Consider the following 18121-nt stretch of genomic DNA (forward strand, 5'->3'; position numbering starts at 1 on the left):
CGGAGGCCTTTCACAGCCGGGAACTCTGGTTGCCCGGAATATCGGCATGTTGATGATCAGCGGCCTGCCGGCATTGTTGGGTCAGCGCATCCGTTTCCAGCCCTATGGGAGACCCGCCGGCGATTGCGCCGCGGTCGTCGGCTGGGGCCTGAAAGGCGTCGCGCTGAAAGCGAAGGCGGACGCCGATCGATATGGACTGCCTTACCTGGCGCTAGAAGACGGCTTCCTGCGTTCGATTTCCCTTGGCGATATCGATCCACCTCGATCGGTTGTCGTCGACGACATTGGCATCTACTACAACGCCCGAGCGCCATCAAGACTTGAACAACTCATCGCTGCGCCTCACGAGCAGCCAGAGATAGAACGGGCTCGGGCGGTCGTTCGATCCTGGCGCGACCAGAGGTTGTCCAAGTACAACCACGCGCGCGAGCAAACGGTGGCTTTTGCGGCTCATGTCTTGGTGGTTGATCAAACCGCCGGCGACGCTTCGATCGCTTACGGTCTGGCCGACGAACGAAGCTTCCGCCGGATGCTTGAAGCCGCTCTTGACGAACATCCGTCGCTTGGCGTGATAGTGAAAGTGCATCCGGACGTCATCGCCGGCAGAAAGCGGGCGCATTTCGACGCACTGACAGCCGGGCAATCGAAGCGGGTGATGTTGCTGGCGACAGACGCCCACCCGCCGGGTCTGTTGGAGCACGCCGAGGCGGTGTACGTAGTCACCTCCCAGATGGGCTTCGAGGCGTTGATATGGGGCAAGCCGGTTCGTACCTTTGGCACGCCGTTCTATGCAGGCTGGGGCTTGACCAAAGACGAGTTGCAAGCACCTGAGCGGCGCCGCACCTTGCACCGCGCTTCTTTGGAAGACCTGGTGCACGCCGCCCTCGTCGAGTATCCGCGCTACATCGACCCCGAGACGCTGGAGCGCTGCGAAGTCGAACGAGTAATGGACTGGCTGGCACTGCAGCGCCGACAGCGCGAGCGATTTGCACCTCATGTACAGGCCATCGCATTTCCGAATTGGAAGCGCCCGATCGCGCGTGCGTTTTTCGGGGGCAGTACGCTTTGCTTTGCCGGAGCCCCCGTGCAAAGGCAGGCTCCGCTCGATGAAAGGCTTGCTGATGCACCGGTGCGTGCCGTATGGGGCCGACCGGCTGACAAGGCGCTCGTTTCCCGCGACAACGCTCTACTGCTGCGCGTCGAGGATGGTTTCCTTCGTTCCGTCGGCCTCAGCGCCAACGCCAAGCGGGTTCAACCGCTTTCGTGGGTAATCGACCGCAGCGGTATGTACTACGACGCGACTGCACCTTCCGACCTTGAGACGCTGCTGGAGACCGCGACCTTCGACGAAGCTCTTCTTTCCCGTGCCCGCTCCCTGCGGGCGAAAGTCGTCGGGGCTGGCATCACCAGACACGACGTCGGCAGCAGGAAATGGCAACGCCCTGCAGGCGCGAAGTGGGTAGTGCTGGTTCCTGGACAAGTGGAATCCGAGGCATCGATCACCTATGGTGCTCCAGGGTTGCGTACCAACCTTGGACTGTTGCAGGCGGCACGGCGCGCCGCGCCGGACGGGCACTTGGTATATGCGCCTCACCTCGATGTGTCTGCCGAGAAACGATCAAGGGGCAAAGACGAGCGCCAGACGCGCGAGCACTGCGATGAGGTGGTCACCGATGTGCCGATCCATTCGCTACTGAGTGCCGTCGATGAAGTGCATGTCCTCACATCCCTCGCCGGTTTCGAGGCACTTCTGCGGGGCAAGCGGGTGGTTTGCCATGGCCTGCCTTTTTATGCCGGCTGGGGCCTGACGGAGGACGTTCAACCGCACCCGCGGCGCACCCGAAAGCTGGCACTCGACGAATTGGTTGCCGCGTCGCTGATCCTCTATCCGACCTACGTCAGTGGCGTCAGCGGCGCCTTCACTACGCCAGAGCGGGCGCTGCATGAGTTGCTGCACGGGCATGATCTGCAGCCGCCGGTCGAAGCGCGATGGCTTCGGATGCTGCGACGACTTAAGCGCACGCGTGATCGCTGGCGGCGCCGGTGATCCTCAACGCGTGATTGCGACGTGCGCCCGGTCTGATACCGCAGCCAAGCCGTGCCGCACCGAGGGCGTTGCCGTGACGGGTCGTTGCAACGAAGCTGCAGTTATCGCCGCAGGCGAAAACTGCCTGTGCCGCGCCCCGCGTGCCGCTGCCACATGCTGTAGCACGATGCCGACGGTCGCCTCTAGATCCTCGTCGGTATAAGCCCACGCGTCTCCGGGTGCCTGGTAGCAGCGCAGCACCGCTGCCTTGAGCTCATGTCCGGCGACGGGATCGTCGCCCTGCGCCACAGCTGTCTTCGCCTGCTCCACGAAGTTGTCACGGCTCACCCGCCGGATGCAGCGGCGGTCAGGCCCCGTGTAGAAGCTGTCGCCGAAGCACAGCACAGTCTTGCCGCAGATCGCAGCTTCGAAGCCTGCGTTGGAGTTCAGGCACACGACGAACGCGGTGCGCGGATAAAAGCGCGCCAGGTTGCCGTCGATCAGGCGCGCGCCCTCGGGCAACCGATAGCGTCGCACGTCCATCGGGTGCATCTTCACCAGCACCTCGGCGTTCGGCAGAGCCTTGCGCACGCCACTCACCACGAAGTCAATCAACTCCTGGTTGTGACGGAACGGGGAATACATGACGAACTGCGAGTCGGTCGGCAACTGCAGCGGCAGGATGACCAGCGGCGTGTTGCCTTGCGGCGGCTCGTGCTCGGGCTCGTGCGGCATGGGCAGTTCCGGATGCTCGGCGCGAAACTGCTTGAGCGCGATGCGGGTGTAGTTGAAGACGTGGTAGCGCTTGTGCTGCATCAGCCCGCGCGCCGGCTCCACCGCACGGGCCAGCGCATTGCGGATGAGGAACTTCGCGAAGCGCAGCCTGAGCCAGGGTTCGGTAGCGCGCCGCGTGGGCAGGTCCGCTTCGTTCATGCCCGAGATGTGCTCGCAGCCTTCAGCGGCCTGCAGATTGAAACGCGCGTTGATGCCGTGCGTGCTCAGGCTCGAGGTCCGCAGCCGAAAGGCGCCACGCTCGAAATACACGCAAACGACGCCCAGTTCCTGGGCCGCCAGTTGCGCGGCCACCGAGAACGGCCGCGCATCGGAGAACAGCAGGCAGGTGTCGATGCGCTCGGCCTGGAAGCGGGCCTTTAACCAGCTCACGGCATGAGAGAACGCGCGGGTGAAGGCGGGGCATTCGGCATTCGCCCATTCGGCCCGCTCGAACGAGGGCGGCACCGAATAGAGTTGCTCCGTATCGCCCGGTTTCCACACGATGCTGCGATCGCCTTGCGTGTACATCCGGTAGGCCGGGCACGACAGCAAGGCTACCGAGCTGCCGCCCGTGCGCCGCGCCAGGCGTGAGGACAGGGCCTGGAAATAGCGGCTGTAGGGCGGGTCGAGGTAAGCGATGTTCATGCGAAGGCGCGGGTGGCTGGGGGCATGGTTTTGATCGTTTCAGGCAGGCGCATCAGTACTCGAGCTCACGTTGATGGCGAAAGGTCAGAATCACCACGGTCTGCCCGTCGAACCGGTACATCACCACATAGCCGCTGTTCCGGGAATCGATCAGCCACTCCCGATACTCCGTCTCCACGTCCTCGACGGGTCGGCCGACGCCTGGCTGAAGCTCTGGGATTCTCACACCCTTGCGAAGTGCCTTCACCGCTCTCTCGGCAGCGCCGGTGTTTTTCTCGGCCAGGAAGCGGTGGAGGCACTGCACATCGCGCAGCGCCCGCGGCGACCAGATCAGGCGTGACATTCAGGCGGCTCGACATCCTTTGCTGCTTCCAGCTTGGCGAGCCAGGCGTCGGCCTCTTCCATCGTCACATGCAAGCCAGTGGCTTGACTCGTTCCAGGCCGACATCGCGTCCTGCCTGAACGCCTCGCGCTTTTCCTCGCGTTCGACGTACTGATGGATGGCCTCTCGCACGAGCCAATGCGCGCTCCGGTGACGCGCATCGGCCAAGCGCTTACGCGGTCCCTGATCTCGGGTTCGATCTTGATCGCCACGGGGCGAACGACCGCCGCGCTCAATGCTGACACCAATAGGTATTTATAGGAAATACCTTAGCACAGGCCTCTGGCAACGCCTGCAAGGGGCTGCCACGCTGCTGGCTCGTCGCGGGGTCGTGCCGCATGCCGGCCCCCATACTGAAATCATGCGCCTGACCCGAGAGCAGCAAGACGTAATCGTCGCGGCCACGGCCGAGTTGGCCGGTGCCGATGCGCACGTGGTGTTGTTCGGCTCCCGGGTGCATGACGAGTTGCGCGGCGGCGATCTTGACTTGCTGGTGGAGTGCCCGCATCGCGTGGAGCGGCCTGTTCGTCTTGCAATACAGCTCACCGCCCGAATGCAGCGCGCGCTGGGTGATCGCAAAGTCGATGTGCTGGTGGTTGACCCCTCGACACCGCTGGAGGCCGTTCACCTGGCGGCGCGCCGGGAAGGCGTTGCGCTGTGAGAGCCGGTGCGCCGAAAGGCACTCGTCTGCGCTTTCTGCTCGAGACCGTGGCGCTCGAATCAGAGCATTTACGCGGCACCGACGAGCGCTTGTTCGTGCAGCCTTCACCGCAGAGCGCGCCGCCACTTTGCGCGACGACGCGCTGCTTGCGGAGCGAGTGGATGCATTCGCCGCACGCTTCGCTCGGCTGCAAGACACGGCAGGCGACAGGTTGTTACCCGAGCTGCTGAGCTGCCTTGCCGAGCCGATTGGGAGTGTGCTCGACAACCTGGACCGCGCAGAGAAGCTCGGCTTGCTGGAGTCGACCCAAACGTGGGTCGAGACGCGTGCCCTTCGCAACCGCATGGTTCACGAGTACATCCGCAATCCCGCCATTCTGGCCGAGGCCTTGAACGAAGCACACGACAAGCTGCCGCTGCTGATGCACTTCGTCGAGGCTTGCCAGGCTTACGCGCCCCAGCGCAATCTGGCGTGAGCAGCGGGGTGGGGCATCTCGGGCTGCAGCAGCAGCCCGAACAGTCGCCTCACCCGCTCGTGGCAACGAATTCCGGCACGAGCTGCCGCAGGCACTCGCGCACCGCCGGATCATCTGCTGCTTGCGTCGCCCACGCATTGCCCACCAACCACTCGGCCACCCTGCCCCGCGCTGCGGCATCGTCGAGCCGTGCGACGCGAAGTTGCCGCACGGCCGTCGGCAGGGTGGTGTCGCCGTCGGCCAGCAGCTCCTCGTACAGCTTCTCACCAGGCCGCAAGCCGCTGAAGACGATGCGGATGTCGGAGGGCGCATGCCCGGCCAGACGGATCAGGTCTCGCGCCAGCTCGACCAGTTTGACCGGCTCGCCCATCTCCAGCACCAGCACCTGCCCGCTCGCGCCGATGGCCGCCGCCTGCACGACCAGCCGCGCCGCCTCGGGGATGGTCATGAAGTAGCGGGTGATGTCGGGGTGCGTGACGGTCACCGGCCCGCCGCGAGCGATCTGTTCCTTGAACTTCGGGACCACGCTGCCGCTCGAGCCGAGCACGTTGCCGAAGCGCACCGCCATGAAATGCGTGGCATGGCCTTGCGAGGCCATGTGCGAGACCACCATCTCGGCCGCGCGCTTGGTCGCACCCATCACGTTGGTCGGGTTGACGGCCTTGTCGGTGCTGATCAGCACGAAGCGCTCCGCGCCGGCGTCGGCCGCCGCCGTGGCCGCGTGCCAGGTGCCCAAGGTGTTGTTCTGCAGCGCGGCCCAGGCGTTGTGCTCTTCCATCAGCGGCACATGCTTGTAGGCGGCCGCGTGGAACACGATGTGCGGCCGCCACCGCGCCATGGCCCGGCGCAGATGCTCGAGGTTCTTCACGTCGCCGATGAGCCGCGCCAGCGGCAGGTGCGGGAAGCTCTCGCTGAGCTCCTGCTCGATCGTGTAGAGGTTGAACTCACTCAGCTCGTACAGCACCAGCCGCGCCGGGCCGTAGCGGGCGACCTGGCGGCACAGTTCGGCGCCGATGCTGCCGCCGGCACCGGTGATCATCACGGTCTTGCCGCCCAGGCATTCGGCGATGCCGGCTTCGTCCAGCACGACCGGTTCGCGGCCGAGCAGGTCTTCGGGCTGGATGCTGCGCACGCGGGCGACCGTCGCGCCTTCCAGCAGCTCCTGCGCGGAAGGCACGGTGAGCACCGGCAGGCCGGTCCCGGTGGCGAGCTCGATCACGCGGCGCCGCCGCGCGCCGCGCACCGAGGGCATGGCGACGATCACATGCGTGGCATCGAGGCTGCGCGCCAAGTCGGGCAGGCTTTCCAGAGCACCGAGCACCGGCACGCCGGCCACGCGCGTGCGCTGCTTGGCGGCGTCGTCGTCGAGCACGCCGATCACCACCCAGCCCTGGTGTTGTATGCCGGCCAACAGGAGCCGCGCCGCATCGCCAGCGCCGAGCACGAGCGCGCGCCGGGCATGCGGCGCGCCGCCGGCGATCTGTGCGCGCAGGTGTTCGTAGAGCATGCGGTAGGCCAGGCGCACGCTGGCCAGGCCGAACAGCGTGATGACAGGGTGCAGCGCCAGCACCGCGCGCGGCACCGCGCGCAACTCGGCCATGAGCACGATCACCGCGGCCAGCGCGCCGGCCAGGCTACAGGCGATGGTCAGGCGCTTGATCTCGCCGAAGCCCGAAAAGCGCCACATGCCGCGCGGCACGCCGAGCACCACGAAGACCACGAGATACAGCGCCACGATGCCGAGCAGCACCCAGCCGTCGTACGCCGGCCGCGCCGACCACCAGCGCTCGAAGCCGAGCCGAAAAAGGTAGGTGAAGTTCCAGCAGGCTGCGATGACCAAGGCGTCGAGCACCAGCGAGAGCGGCTGGCGGTGCGGGCGCAGGCGGCGCAGCGCGGCGTCGAGTCGGTGCCAGAGCGTGGAATCGGGAGGCGGCATGGGGGCCTGTATTGACCGTTTCGGCGTCGCGGCGAGCTCGGTGGCAGCCAGTGATTATCGGCCGCGGGGGCTGCCTTGGCCCTTGCCGCCGACGCCGAAAAGCCGCGCCAGGGTGCGCACGAGTACGCGCAGGTCGGTGCCCAGCGAGGCGCTCGCAGCGTAGTCGGCAGAGGCTTGCAGCTTGGCGGGCATCAGCACCTCCACGTACTCGCGCTCGGGGTCGGCGGCCCGGGCGAGCAAGGCGCTCTCGTCCAGGTAGGCGAGCGCGGCGGGGTCGGTGAGGCCGGGGCGAACGGCGAGCACGCGCTCGCGCAAGGCAGCCGGATACAGGGCCACATAGCGCGGCAGCTCGGGGCGGGGCCCGACCAGGCTCATGTCGCCCTTGATCACATCGATCAGTTGCGGCAGCTCGTCGAGCCGGCGTGCGCGCAGGAAGCGGCCCATGCGGGTGATGCGCGCGTCGTCGCCGACGGTGATGGGCGGGCCGCGCTCGGGCGCGTCGGCCACCATGGTGCGGAACTTGTGGATGTCGAAGAGGGCGCCGTGCCGGCCCACGCGCTGCTGGCGGAACAGGACCGGGCCGCGTGAGTCGAGCTTGATGGCCAACGCAATGATCACGAAAAACGGCGCCAGCAGCAGCAGGCCCAAGAGTGACAGCAGAAGGTCGCAGGCGCGTTTGAGCACCGCGTGCCCCTCGCTGTCAAACCAGCACGACGCAGTGGCGCTTCTGGGCGCCGGGCACGGCGTCCAGCGCAACGCGCTGATCGAGGCTGACGAAACGGCCTCCGTTCTCCACAGCCAGTGCCAGCAGGTAGGCATCGGCGATCTGGCGCGGGCCGAGCAGCCGCAGCCAGTCGAAGCGGCCCGGCTCCAGCAGGTTCACGGCGTCGGGCCAGAACTCGTGGCTGCGATCGGCCGCTGCTTCGCTGAGCCGCTGGGCTACCTCGGCGGTCGGCAAGGCGTTCGGGTAACTCGGCTGCGACATGATGCGCACACAGCCGTTCTGCGTGATGGGACACGACGCCCAGCCTTGTCCGACGTGCCGCGAGAGCCAATCGGTCGCCCGCGCATGGTGGACATGGCTGGCATCGAGCAGAGCGATCAGGACGTTGACGTCGAGCAAGGCCCTCATGAGCTCAGAGGCCCTCGGCGTCGCGCAAGGCGTCGATCAACTCGTCGGTGACCACCTTGCCGCGCGCGGGAAAGGCGCGGAAGCCGGCCACTGCGGGCTTCCTGCCGCTGCGTGCGGGCGCCGTGCCCGACGCCGGTGCGCCGGTGAGTGCGCGACGCGCCAGCTCGGAGAGCACGGCGCCCGCGCTTTTCCGTTCACGCCGCGCCAGTTCCTTGGCGGCGGCGAGGACGTCGTCCTCGATATCGAGAGTCGTTCGCACAACAGTTTGATGAGTTGATGCGGTGATTCTAGGTCACCAACCATCACTGCGGCGGCGCGTCACGCTCGCAGTGCCGTTCTCACTGCGGCGATCACGCGATCGACATCCGCCTCGCTCATCTTCGAGTAGATCGGCAGGCTCGCCATGCGTTCGTAGGCGTGCTGGCTGTGCGGGAACTGTGCAGCGCCGAGCGCATAGCGCTCGCGCCAGTAGGGGTGCTGGTGCAGCGGGATGTAGTGCACGCTGGCGCCGATGCCGAGCGCGTAGAGGCGCTCGATGAAACGGTCTCGATCGACCGGTGCATCGTCGCTCAGGCGCACGACGTAGAGGTGCCAGGCGTGCAGGTCGCCGGGTTGTGCGACGGGCGGCAGCAGCAGCGGCAGATCGGCAAAGGCGGTGTTGAAGCGCTCCGCGATCTCTGCGCGACGCTGCCGGAAAGCACAGGCGCGCCTGAGCTGGTGGATGCCCAGCGCCGCGGCGATGTCGGTCAGGTTGTATTTGAAGCCGGGGGCCACCACTTCGTAGTACCAGCTCGGCGTCTTGGCGGTGAAGCGGTCGAACGCATCGCGATTGATGCCGTGCAGGCGCATCACCTTCACGCGTTGGGCGAGTTCGGCGTTGCGCGTGACGACCATGCCGCCCTCGCCGGTGGTGATGGTCTTGTTGGCGTAGAAGCTGAACACGGTGGCGTCGCTGCCGAGCGTGCCGATGAGCGCGCCACCACAGGTGGTCGGCAGCGCGTGGGCGGCGTCTTCCACCACCTTCAGACCGTGGCGGCGGGCGATGGACAGCAGCGCCGGCATGTCGGCGGCGAGGCCGGCGTAGTGCACGGGAATCACGGCCTTGGTGCGCGGCGTGAGCGCGGCCTCGACGAGGGCGGGGTCGATGTTGAGCGTGGCCGGGTCGATGTCGACCAGCACCACATCGGCGCCGAGATAGCGCACGACTTCGGCGGTGGCGGTGAAGGTGTGGGTGGTGGTGATGACCTCGTCGCCGGGGCCGATGCCCAAGGATTCCAGCGCAAGGTGCAGTCCGGCGGTGGCGGAGTTGACGGCGATGGCGTGGAGCGGCGCTGCGTCGGCACCTGCGAGGCCTGCTCCCTCGCCCCCGGGAGGGGGAGAGGGTTGGGGTGAGGGGGGGTCCGGCCGGCCCTCACCCCAACCCTCTCCCAGAGGGAGAGGGGGCAACGCCAGAAACGCCGAGAAATCTTCTTCGAAGCGCTTTGCCTTCGGCCCCGTCGTGACCCACCCCGACCGCAGCGTATCGATTACTTCCGCAATCTCCTCCTCGCCGATCTCGGGGAGCGCGAACGGCAGGAAGGGCAGATCGCTCATGCGGCTTCGAGTGCGTGGCGGCTCACGCCTTGCCGCGGCCGATGCCGTGGTATTCGATGCCCAGTTCTTCCATCAGCGCCGGCTCGAACAGATTGCGCCCGTCGAACACCAGCGGTTCCTTCAGCGTGTTGCGGATGGCATCGAAGTCCGGGCTGCGGAATTCCTTCCATTCCGTGACGATGACCAGCGCATCCGCACCCTCCAGTGCGGCGTTAGCGGAGTCCGCATACGACAGGCCCTCCTGGTCCGGCATGGCACGCCGCGCTTCGTCGGCCGCCACCGGGTCGTAGGCCACCACTTCGGCGCCGAGCGACGTGAGGCGGTCGATCAGCACGCGGCTCGGCGCTTCGCGCATGTCGTCGGTGCCGGGCTTGAAGGCGAGGCCCCAAAGGGCGAAGCGCTTACCGGACAAGTCTTTGCCGTAGCGCGCGACGATCTTGTCGGCCAGCAACTGCTTCTGCCGCTCGTTGACCGATTCCACGGCGCCCAGCAGTTCCAACTCGTGTCCGGCCTCGCTGGCCGAGCGGATCAGCGCCTTCACGTCTTTCGGGAAGCACGAGCCGCCATAGCCAGCCCCGGCATAGAGGAACTGCGTGCCGATGCGCGGATCGCTGCCGATGCCCTGTCGCACCAATTCGATGTCCGCGCCCACCGCCTCGGCCACGCGCGAGAGCTCGTTCATGAAACTGATGCGCGTGGCGAGCATCGCGTTGGCGGCGTACTTGGTGAACTCGGCGCTTCGAATGTCCATCACCAGCACGCGGTCGCGGTTGCGCACATAGGGCGCGTAGAGCGAGCGCATGAGCAGCACGGCGCGTTCGTCCTCGGCCCCGATCACCACGCGGTCCGGCCGCATGAAGTCGGCCACCGCCGCGCCTTCCTTCAGGAATTCGGGGTTGCTGACCACCGCGTACTCGCATTTCACGCCGCGCGCGGCGAGCGCCGCGTCGATGGCGGCGCGCACCTTGTCGGCCGTGCCGACCGGCACCGTGCTCTTGTCGATGACGACCTTGTAGTCGGTCATGCGCTCGCCGATGGCGCGGGCCGCGGCCACCACGTACTGCAGGTCGGCCGAGCCGTCTTCGTCGGGAGGCGTGCCCACCGCGATGAACTGCAGCGTGCCGTGAGCGACGGCGCGGTCCACGTCGGTCGTGAACTCCAGGCGCTTGGCGGCGGCGTTGCGCTGGACCACTTCTTCCAGACCCGGCTCGTGGATCGGGATGCCGCCGGTGTTGAGCATGTCGATCTTGCGGGCGTCGAGATCCATGCACAGCACGTGGTTGCCCATCTCGGCGAGGCAAGCGCCGGTAACCAGGCCCACATAGCCGGTGCCCACCACGGTGATCTTCATGAGTCAGGTCCTTGTCGAGTTTCATTGCATCGGTTTTTCGAGCCAGCACAGCCGGTGTGTTCGCAGCAGCGGCAGCGCATTGACCAGCGCTGGCAAGCCGGCATGCACCCGCGCAGCGGTTCGGGCGATCGGTGGCGCCAGCGTGACGCGCCTCGCCCGCAGGCGCGCCTGAGGGAAGAGGTGGCGTACTCGAGCCAGCGGCACGCCCCGCACGTCGGCGTTGCGCGGATTGTCCACGCAGAAGTCGTGCCACAGCACGCCGCCGCCGGGCCGCACCCAGCGCCACAGCGTCTGGGCGAGACGCTCCTGAGCGGTGTCGTCGAGCAGCGAGGAGAACACCGTGAAAACGAGCACGGCATCCCGGCTGCCGGCCGCGATGTCGGCCTGGTTGGCATCGCCTTCGATCAGCCGCACCGCAACGGGCAGCACCGCGCGCGCCGCCGTGATGCGCTCGGGCAGCAAGTCGATGCCCGCGAGACGCGAAGGTTCAGCACCCAGGCGCAGCAGGTCCAGCAGGTTGCCACCGCTGCCGCAGCCGACCTCCAGCAGATCGCGGCCCTGCAACCCACACCAGCCGTGGGCGCGCCACAACGCCAGCATGACGTGCAGGCGCTCCTGCTGCGCCTGCAGCGCCGCGGGATCGAAGAGGCTGTAGCGCGCGGCGTCGGCCACAAGGTCGCGACGGGCGTAGCGCTGCGCGATGGCGGCGGCTTCGTCGGCATCGGGCGGGGGGGCGCTCATTGCACCCCCCACGTCGTCACGCTGCTGCGCCCGGAAGTGGCGAAACCGAGCTCGAGGCGGCCGCGCATTGGGTTCATGTCGGCCCCCCAGGCTCCTGCCCCCGAGGGGGCGGAGCCGGCTTGGGGCGGTCCAGCGCTGGGCTCATGTCGGCCCCCACGTCGCTACGCTCCTGCCCCGCGAGGGGGTGGAGCCCAGCTTGCGGCGGCCCGGCGCTCGGCTCATCGGGTCAGCGATCCGCAAGCCGGCGAGGGCGCGCCGCGCCGCAGCACGTCGAGCCAGCCGCGCAGGCTGCCCAGGCCGTAGCCGAAATGGGTCGCGGCGATCACCACCGGCAGGCGCGGCAGCAGCGCCCATCCGGCATTGCGTGCGATGGCGATGGCAGCCGTGGCGACATACGCCGCATACAGCAGCCCGAGCAGCGCCAGTGCACCACGCATTGCCGGCAGCCAAGGCGCAGCCACAGTCAGCAAGGCAAGCAGCGCAACGAAGCCGCCCGGCACCAGCTGCCGCAGCGAGGCCGCCCTGCCGTGCTTGCGCATGACGAAGGGCTTCCAGTAGCCGTACTGGAGCTGCTGGCGAAACAGCATGGAGAGGCTGGCTCGCGGCCGGTAGCTCGAGCGGATGCGCGCGCTCTGCCAGACGGTGGCGCCACCGAGAACGAGGCGCAGGTTGTGTTCGTCGTCCTGGTTGCGCACGAGGTTTTCGTCGAAGCCGCCGAAGCGCTCGAAAGTCGCGCGCGGCCAGCAGCCGAGGTAGACGGTATCGACCGGGCCTTCGTAGTCGAGATTGCGCGAGAGCGCGCCGCCAGCGACCCAGCGGGATTGGAAGGCGGCGGCAATGGCGCGTCGCGTTGCGCCGTTTCTGTGCTCGCGTTGCGTTGCGCCGCGTCTGTTCTCGCTTTGCGTTGCGCCGTTCATGCTCGCGCGTTGTGTTTCTCCGGCCATGCCCTCATGCTGCGTCGCGCCAGCCTCTCCGCGTTGCGCCGTTCCGCTTTCGATACCGCCTTGCAAGGCACCCTCGCTATCCGCCCGCCACGGCCCGCCCACGTTGGCTGCGCCGCTGCGCGCCAGCGCCGCCAGGCATTCGGCGATGTAGTCGTCCGCATAGCCGGTGTGCAGGTCCATGCGCACGATGACTTCGCCGTGCGCGCGCTGCAAGCAGCGGTTCAGCCCGCTGGAGACGATGCGCGCCGGGTTGTCGACGAGCACGAAGCGGGAGTCGGCCGCGCAGCGCGCCGCGAGCAGCTCGCGCGTGCCGTCGTCGCTGTCGCCATCGGCGATCAGCACTTCGAGTTCGACGCCTTCGGGCAGGCGCTGGTGAGCGACCTCGTCGCAGAAGGCGGCGACGTGCGCGCGCTCGTTGCGGCAGGGCGCGATCACGCTGACCACGCCCGGCAGGCTGGCGCTCACGCCGGCTCCGGTGCGCGCAGCCGCAAGGAGTCGTACAGCACCGCCATGCGCTCCATGTGCGTGCGCCGCGAAGCGCGCTGCACGGCGACCTCGCGGTTGCGCCGTCCCTGCTGTTCCGCAAACGCGGGCTCGTCGGCAAGGCGAAGCAAGGCGTCGGCCAGCGCGGCTTCGTCGCGCGGCGGCACCAGCAGGCCGCTGGCCGCATCGATCCACTGCCGGTTGGCGGGCAGATCGCTCGCCACCACCGGCAGGCCGCAGGCCATCGCTTCCAGCAGCGAAACCGAGGTGGCGTCGCTGCTCGGCACGCTGACCGAGGCGCGCGCGCGCTGCAGCGTCTTCACCATGGCGGCGTCGTCGACACGACCGGTGAATCGCACACTTTCCCCAAGAGCCAACTCGCGTGCCAGCTCCTGCAACGAGGCCGCTTCGGGCCCGCCGCCGAGCAGATGAAGCACGGCCTCGTCACGCGGCCGCGCGCTGCGCAACCGGGCCCAGGCGCGCAGCAGCGTGTCGATGTTGTAGTTGGGCTCCCAGACGCGCAGGCTTGCCACTTCGAAGGCGGACGAGGGCTGGCCCGGCCGGAAGCGCTCGGTGTCGGCGCCCCACAGCACCTCCTCGCAGCGCGCCTTCACGCCGTAGCCGCGGATCGCGGCCAGCATGTCCTGCGAGTCCGCGGTGATGAGCGCCGCACGGCGCAGGCTCCAGCCGACGAGGGCCGACATCGTCCCGCCCCGCCAGCCCGGCGCGCGCGGCGTGACGAGGATGTCGCTGCCCCATGCGGTGAGCACGAGCGGCACCGGCGGGCCGAGGAGCGAGGCCGCCGCCGCCCACAAGCCGTAGGAAGTGACGTAGTGGCCGTGCAGCCATTGCGGCGCGACCCGGCGCGCCACGCGCTGCACTTCCGGCAGGGCGAGCAGCCAGCCAGCGGCGTCCGAGCCCGGCGCGACCGCAATCACCTGGCTCGCGCCCGGCACATCGGCCGGGCGGCGTGTCGCCACCACGCAATCGAAGCCGCGCGCCGCGAGCTCGCGCACCCAGCGCTGCGTGTGGATGCTGCTCGCATCGGCGAAGAACAGGATGCGTTTCATGGCGGCGCAGTCGGCGGCGCTGCCGAAGGCACGGCCTCGCGGGCCCAGGCTTCGTAGGCGTCGCGCGCGTCGGTGCCGAAAGCTTCGGCGTGGCGCTCGATCCAGGCGCGGTCGAGCTCGCGCGTGTCGCCGACCACCCTTGCAGGTTGCCCCTCCAGCACCGCGAAATCGGGCACGTCGCCGCTCACGAAGCTGTAGGCGCGCACCAGCACGCCGCGCCCCAGATTCGTTCCCGGCGCGATCACGCTGTGGGGACCGATGAAGCTCCAGGCACCCAGGCGGCTGGGCTCGCGCTGCAGGCCTGCCGGTTCTGCATGGCCCCAGTAGCGCTCTCGCTCGAGGCGGACCGACAGATGGCTGGAATGCGTGAGCACGGAAACGAAGTTGGTGATCTGGCAACCCTCCTCGATTTCCAGGCAGCCGGAAGCGTCGATGAAGTTGAAATGACCGATGAAGACGTGATCACCGAGCAGCAGCCGTTCCGGCGCCTCGATGCGGGCGTGGGTGGAGATGCGGCTGTGTGTGCGCAGCACGCCGTCTGCAGTGCGCTGACCGTAGATCATGCGCGGAGCAGCGAGGCGCTGCCAGCAGCGCGCGAGTAAGCGTTGGACGACGTTCATTGAGGCCGTGATTGTCCTTGAGCGCGCGTCCAGGCTGCTCTCTGGAGACATCCGTCTCGCAGGGGGCTCAAGGAAACTCGGGGCGGCGCGGCGTTTTTTCGGAAGGCTTGACGCCCGCCGCGAACAGCGCCCCCCAGCCCAGGCCGGTGTCGCGCAGAAACAAGCCCATCGCCACCGCGATGGCGATGGAATAGGCCAACGAGGTGGCCAGCGCTGCGCCGGCCGCACCGAATCGCGGCACGCTCCATGCGGCGATGGCCAAGGTCAGGCCGAGCGACAGCGCCGCGATGGCCGCCGACCACTGCGGCCGGCCGCGGTGGTTGGTGTAGTAGGCCGACAGGCTCGACGCCGCCGCGTAGCCGGCCACACCCGGCAGCAGCAGCGCCAGCGGCAGCAAGGCGTCGGCATAGGCGGGGCCGAGCACGCGCGGCAGTGCAAAGGCCGCACCCCAGTACAGGAACGGTGCCGCAACCCAGGTGGCGAGCAGGTTGAAACGCACGGCGCGCAACGTGGTGGCGGCAGCCTCGGCCGGGTCGGGCACGCCGATGCGGTGATAGGCGGAGACGGTGACCGCCGAAGACAGCAACCACAGCAACTCGGCCACCTGCACCGCCACCGAATAGACGCCGGTCTCGGCCAGGCCGCCGTTGCGTTCGACCAGGAAAAGGGTGGCACGGTAGTTCAGCAGGCTGACGACGTTGGTCGCGCCGATCACTGCAACGAAGCGCCACTGTCCGCGCACCGCGCTCCAGTCGGGCGCCGCCAGGCCGGTGGAGCACGCTGCGGCCCGCTCGGTCGGCGTGGGCATGTCGGGCGCGACGCCGCCGCCGGAGTGCCCTCGTGTCGGCCCGATTGCCGTCGCCACGTCGTGCGCGACCCGGCCGCTGGACCGCGCCGCGGCGAGCCCGGTCAGTGCGCCGACGATCGCCTTGCCGACGACCCAGGCTGCGAGCACGGGCAGCACCGACGATAGGCCGCCCGTGTCGGGACGCAGCAACGCCAGCACGGACAGCGCCGCCAGCACCAGTGCCGGCGCCGCGACCTGCGGGGCGTTGAGCGGCAGCATGCGGCCCTGGCCCAGCCACAGGCCGCTGGCCGTGGGCACCAGCAGCAGCAGCGGCGCGGCCAGCGCCAGCAGCCAGAGGTGTCGGTAGGGCGCCGCCTCGGCCATGGCGGCGGCGGCGAGCAGCAGCACCGCCGCCCCGGCGCCGAGGCCTAGCGAGGCACGCAGCAGCGCGGCCAGCAGCGGTGCGGGATCGACCCGGCGGTTGGAAATCTCTCGTGCGAGCAGCAAGCCCAGGCCGGAGAACAGCGTCAGCAACACCGATTCGATCGCGACGAAGAGCGCGAATGCGCCCTGCACCGCCGGTCCCAGCCGCGCGACCATGACGAGGATGCCCAGACCGAGCGCGACGCTTGCAAGCCGGGCCGCCAGATTGATGGCGGCGCCACGGGCAAGCGGTCGAGGGAGCATGGTGCGGGCTGCTGAGAGGCGAACGGCGGATTGTCGGCGAGGGGGTGTCGTTGGGGTTGCGAAGCGGGCTCCGTTTGACGGGCCGGGCTGGCCCTCACCCCAGCCCTCTCCCAGAGGGAGCGGGAGCAAAGCGGGGCGGCTCCCTGACCAGCGCGGCTCCTGTCCTCTTGGCAAAGAGGTCACCAAGCTGCTGAATTCCCGACGTACAGCGAAGGCACCATGCAAGCAGCCTGAGCTTTGAAGAAGCGCGGAACCGCTCCTCTCCCCTCTGGGGAGAGGCTGGGTGAGGGGCCAGCCCTCCCCCATAAAATCGCCGGTTCGCCGCAAGCAGCCCTCGCTGCGGCCCGCCAGGATTTCCGATGACCATCACGCTCCCCACCGCCGTCGCCGACGACACCGCGCCCGACACGAACAAGCTGGTGACGGAGCGCCGCGAGAAGCTGGCGGCGATCCGCGCGCAAGGGGTGGCGTTTCCCAACGACTTCAAGCCGCGCGACCAGGCTGCCGAGCTGCACCGCCTGCACGAAGGCAAGAGCAACGAAGCGCTCGAAGCCGAGCCGGTCGCCGCGTGCATCGCCGGGCGCATGATGCTCAAGCGCGTGATGGGCAAGGCCTGCTTCGCGACGCTGCAGGACGGCTCGGGGCGCATTCAGCTCTACGTCACGTCCGACGCGGTCGGGCCCGAGCAGCTCACCGCCTTCAAGCACTGGGACCTGGGCGACATCCTCGGCGCCGAAGGCACGCTCTTTCGCACGCGCACGGGCGAGCTCAGCATCAAGGTCAGCGCCATCCGCCTGCTCACCAAAAGTCTGCGGCCGCTGCCCGACAAGTTCCACGGCATGGCCGACCAGGAGCTGAAGTACCGGCAACGCGAAGTCGATCTCATCATGGACGAGGCCTCGCGCGAACGCTTCCGTGCGCGCAGCAAGGCGGTGGCCTCGATCCGCGGGTTCATGGTGGAGCACGGTTTTCTCGAGGTCGAGACGCCGATGCTCCACCCGATTCCGGGCGGCGCCAACGCCAAGCCTTTCACGACCCATCACAACGCCCTCGATCAGCAAATGTTCCTGCGCATCGCGCCGGAGCTCTACCTGAAGCGCCTGGTGGTGGGCGGCTTCGAGCGGGTGTTCGAAATCAACCGCAACTTCCGCAACGAGGGCGTGTCGGTGCGGCACAACCCCGAGTTCACGATGATGGAGTTCTATGCGGCCTACTGGAACCACCATGACCTGATGGACTTCACTGAGGCCATCCTGCGCCACGCCGCGCGCGAGGCGGTCGGCTCCGCGCAACTGAGCTACGCTGGGCAACCGGTCGATCTGGAAACGCCGTTCGCTCGACTGTCGGTGCGCGATTCACTGATCGCGCATGCCGGGTTGAGTGCATCGGAAGCAAATGACGATTCGGTACTGCGCGAGAAGCTCAAGGCCGTGGGGCAGGAAGCGCCGGCGCGCTGGAGCCTCGCCGAGCTGCAGTTCGGCCTGTTCGAGGCCGCGGTCGAGGAAAAGCTCTGGCAGCCGACCTTCATCACCGACTATCCCGTCGAAGTCTCGCCGCTGGCCCGCGCCTCCGACACCGACCCGTCGGTCACCGAACGCTTCGAGCTCTTCATCACCGGCCGCGAGTTCGGCAACGGCTTTTCCGAGCTCAACGACCCCGAAGATCAGGCCGCCCGTTTCGCCGCGCAAGCCAGCAACAAGGACGCCGGCGACGAGGAGGCCATGTACTTCGACGCCGACTACATCCGCGCACTCGAGCACGGGCTTCCGCCCACGGGCGGCTGCGGCATCGGCATCGACCGGCTGATGATGCTG

The 18121-nt window shown here is 68.1% G+C and carries 18 protein-coding genes; 4 read left to right on the forward strand and 14 right to left on the reverse strand.

Features of this window, described 5'->3' with window-relative positions; translation table 11 throughout:
* Positions 1–46: 46 nt before the first annotated feature.
* Positions 47–2047 (forward strand): capsular polysaccharide biosynthesis protein, encoded by a 2001-nt coding sequence (locus tag H0W40_RS01920; protein WP_292442563.1) that lies wholly within the window; start codon positions 47–49, stop codon positions 2045–2047.
* A 3-nt stretch (positions 2048–2050) separates the two neighbouring features.
* Here H0W40_RS01920 and H0W40_RS01925 read toward each other — a convergent pair whose 3' ends face one another.
* From H0W40_RS01925 to H0W40_RS01935, 3 genes are read right to left on the reverse strand one after another with little or no spacing between them, the layout of a single operon-like run.
* On the reverse strand, positions 2051–3445 hold the full coding sequence (locus H0W40_RS01925; protein WP_292442566.1) for a hypothetical protein: 1395 nt from the start codon (positions 3443–3445) through the stop codon (positions 2051–2053).
* A gap of 52 nt (positions 3446–3497) precedes the next feature.
* The gene (locus H0W40_RS01930; RefSeq protein WP_292442568.1) at positions 3498–3788 is read right to left on the reverse strand and encodes a type II toxin-antitoxin system RelE/ParE family toxin; all 291 of its coding nucleotides are present in this window, start codon (positions 3786–3788) and stop codon (positions 3498–3500) included.
* The gene (locus tag H0W40_RS01935; protein WP_292442571.1) at positions 3789–3995 is read right to left on the reverse strand and encodes a CopG family ribbon-helix-helix protein; all 207 of its coding nucleotides are present in this window, start codon (positions 3993–3995) and stop codon (positions 3789–3791) included.
* Positions 3996–4062: 67 nt separating this feature from the next.
* Between H0W40_RS01935 and H0W40_RS01940 the strand changes: the two genes are divergently transcribed.
* Entirely contained in the window at positions 4063–4488 is a 426-nt protein-coding gene (locus tag H0W40_RS01940) for a nucleotidyltransferase domain-containing protein (RefSeq protein WP_292442574.1), read from the forward strand.
* A 157-nt stretch (positions 4489–4645) separates the two neighbouring features.
* On the forward strand, positions 4646–4963 hold the full coding sequence (locus H0W40_RS01945) for a hypothetical protein (RefSeq protein ID WP_292442576.1): 318 nt from the start codon (positions 4646–4648) through the stop codon (positions 4961–4963).
* A 49-nt stretch (positions 4964–5012) separates the two neighbouring features.
* Here H0W40_RS01945 and H0W40_RS01950 read toward each other — a convergent pair whose 3' ends face one another.
* The 11 genes from H0W40_RS01950 to H0W40_RS02000 form a co-directional block, all read right to left on the reverse strand.
* A complete protein-coding gene (locus H0W40_RS01950; protein WP_292442579.1) occupies positions 5013–6899 on the reverse strand; it encodes a nucleoside-diphosphate sugar epimerase/dehydratase in 1887 nt (628 codons plus the stop codon).
* A gap of 54 nt (positions 6900–6953) precedes the next feature.
* Complete coding sequence (locus H0W40_RS01955) at positions 6954–7583, reverse strand: sugar transferase (RefSeq protein ID WP_292442583.1); 630 nt, start codon at positions 7581–7583, stop codon at positions 6954–6956.
* 16 nt (positions 7584–7599) lie between these two features.
* Positions 7600–8031 (reverse strand): TA system VapC family ribonuclease toxin, encoded by a 432-nt coding sequence (locus H0W40_RS01960; RefSeq protein WP_292442586.1) that lies wholly within the window; start codon positions 8029–8031, stop codon positions 7600–7602.
* A 4-nt stretch (positions 8032–8035) separates the two neighbouring features.
* Complete coding sequence (locus H0W40_RS01965) at positions 8036–8290, reverse strand: CopG family transcriptional regulator (protein WP_292442590.1); 255 nt, start codon at positions 8288–8290, stop codon at positions 8036–8038.
* Between the two features lie 59 nt (positions 8291–8349).
* Positions 8350–9624, reverse strand: a complete 1275-nt coding sequence (locus H0W40_RS01970) for a DegT/DnrJ/EryC1/StrS aminotransferase family protein (RefSeq protein WP_292442593.1) — start codon at positions 9622–9624, stop codon at positions 8350–8352.
* 22 nt (positions 9625–9646) lie between these two features.
* Positions 9647–10975 (reverse strand): UDP-glucose/GDP-mannose dehydrogenase family protein, encoded by a 1329-nt coding sequence (locus tag H0W40_RS01975; RefSeq protein WP_292442596.1) that lies wholly within the window; start codon positions 10973–10975, stop codon positions 9647–9649.
* Positions 10976–10996: 21 nt separating this feature from the next.
* Entirely contained in the window at positions 10997–11716 is a 720-nt protein-coding gene (locus H0W40_RS01980) for a class I SAM-dependent methyltransferase (RefSeq protein ID WP_292442599.1), read from the reverse strand.
* 218 nt (positions 11717–11934) lie between these two features.
* Entirely contained in the window at positions 11935–13125 is a 1191-nt protein-coding gene (locus tag H0W40_RS01985) for a glycosyltransferase family 2 protein (protein WP_292442602.1), read from the reverse strand.
* Positions 13122–14213, reverse strand: a complete 1092-nt coding sequence (locus H0W40_RS01990) for a glycosyltransferase (RefSeq protein ID WP_292442605.1) — start codon at positions 14211–14213, stop codon at positions 13122–13124. Before H0W40_RS01990 ends, H0W40_RS01985 begins: the two co-directional genes overlap by 4 nt.
* Complete coding sequence (locus tag H0W40_RS01995; RefSeq protein WP_292442608.1) at positions 14210–14833, reverse strand: acyltransferase; 624 nt, start codon at positions 14831–14833, stop codon at positions 14210–14212. Before H0W40_RS01995 ends, H0W40_RS01990 begins: the two co-directional genes overlap by 4 nt.
* 67 nt (positions 14834–14900) lie before the next feature.
* Positions 14901–16307 carry a lipopolysaccharide biosynthesis protein gene (locus tag H0W40_RS02000; RefSeq protein WP_292442610.1) on the reverse strand — a complete coding sequence of 469 codons (1407 nt, stop codon included), beginning with the start codon at positions 16305–16307 and terminating at the stop codon, positions 14901–14903.
* 359 nt (positions 16308–16666) lie between these two features.
* Here H0W40_RS02000 and lysS point away from each other — a divergent pair.
* The coding region (lysS, locus tag H0W40_RS02005; RefSeq protein ID WP_292442613.1) for a lysine--tRNA ligase at positions 16667–18121 on the forward strand (1455 nt) is incomplete at its 3' end.

The organism is Methylibium sp. (assembly GCF_013817345.1).
Lineage (GTDB): Bacteria > Pseudomonadota > Gammaproteobacteria > Burkholderiales > Burkholderiaceae_C > Methylibium.

Excerpts from the sequence above, each read along its gene's own strand:
- H0W40_RS01920 (WP_292442563.1), top strand. The coding sequence starts at position 47 with ATGTTGATGATCAGCGGCCTGCCGGCATTGTTGGGTCAGCGCATCCGT.
- H0W40_RS01925 (WP_292442566.1), bottom strand. The coding sequence starts at position 3,445 with ATGAACATCGCTTACCTCGACCCGCCCTACAGCCGCTATTTCCAGGCC.
- H0W40_RS01930 (WP_292442568.1), bottom strand. The coding sequence starts at position 3,788 with ATGTCACGCCTGATCTGGTCGCCGCGGGCGCTGCGCGATGTGCAGTGC.
- H0W40_RS01940 (WP_292442574.1), top strand. The coding sequence starts at position 4,063 with ATGCTGACACCAATAGGTATTTATAGGAAATACCTTAGCACAGGCCTC.
- H0W40_RS01950 (WP_292442579.1), bottom strand. The coding sequence starts at position 6,899 with ATGCCGCCTCCCGATTCCACGCTCTGGCACCGACTCGACGCCGCGCTG.
- H0W40_RS01960 (WP_292442586.1), bottom strand. The coding sequence starts at position 8,031 with ATGAGGGCCTTGCTCGACGTCAACGTCCTGATCGCTCTGCTCGATGCC.
- H0W40_RS01970 (WP_292442593.1), bottom strand. The coding sequence starts at position 9,624 with ATGAGCGATCTGCCCTTCCTGCCGTTCGCGCTCCCCGAGATCGGCGAG.
- H0W40_RS01975 (WP_292442596.1), bottom strand. The coding sequence starts at position 10,975 with ATGAAGATCACCGTGGTGGGCACCGGCTATGTGGGCCTGGTTACCGGC.
- H0W40_RS01980 (WP_292442599.1), bottom strand. The coding sequence starts at position 11,716 with ATGAGCGCCCCCCCGCCCGATGCCGACGAAGCCGCCGCCATCGCGCAG.
- H0W40_RS01990 (WP_292442605.1), bottom strand. The coding sequence starts at position 14,213 with ATGAAACGCATCCTGTTCTTCGCCGATGCGAGCAGCATCCACACGCAG.
- H0W40_RS01995 (WP_292442608.1), bottom strand. The coding sequence starts at position 14,833 with ATGAACGTCGTCCAACGCTTACTCGCGCGCTGCTGGCAGCGCCTCGCT.
- H0W40_RS02000 (WP_292442610.1), bottom strand. The coding sequence starts at position 16,307 with ATGCTCCCTCGACCGCTTGCCCGTGGCGCCGCCATCAATCTGGCGGCC.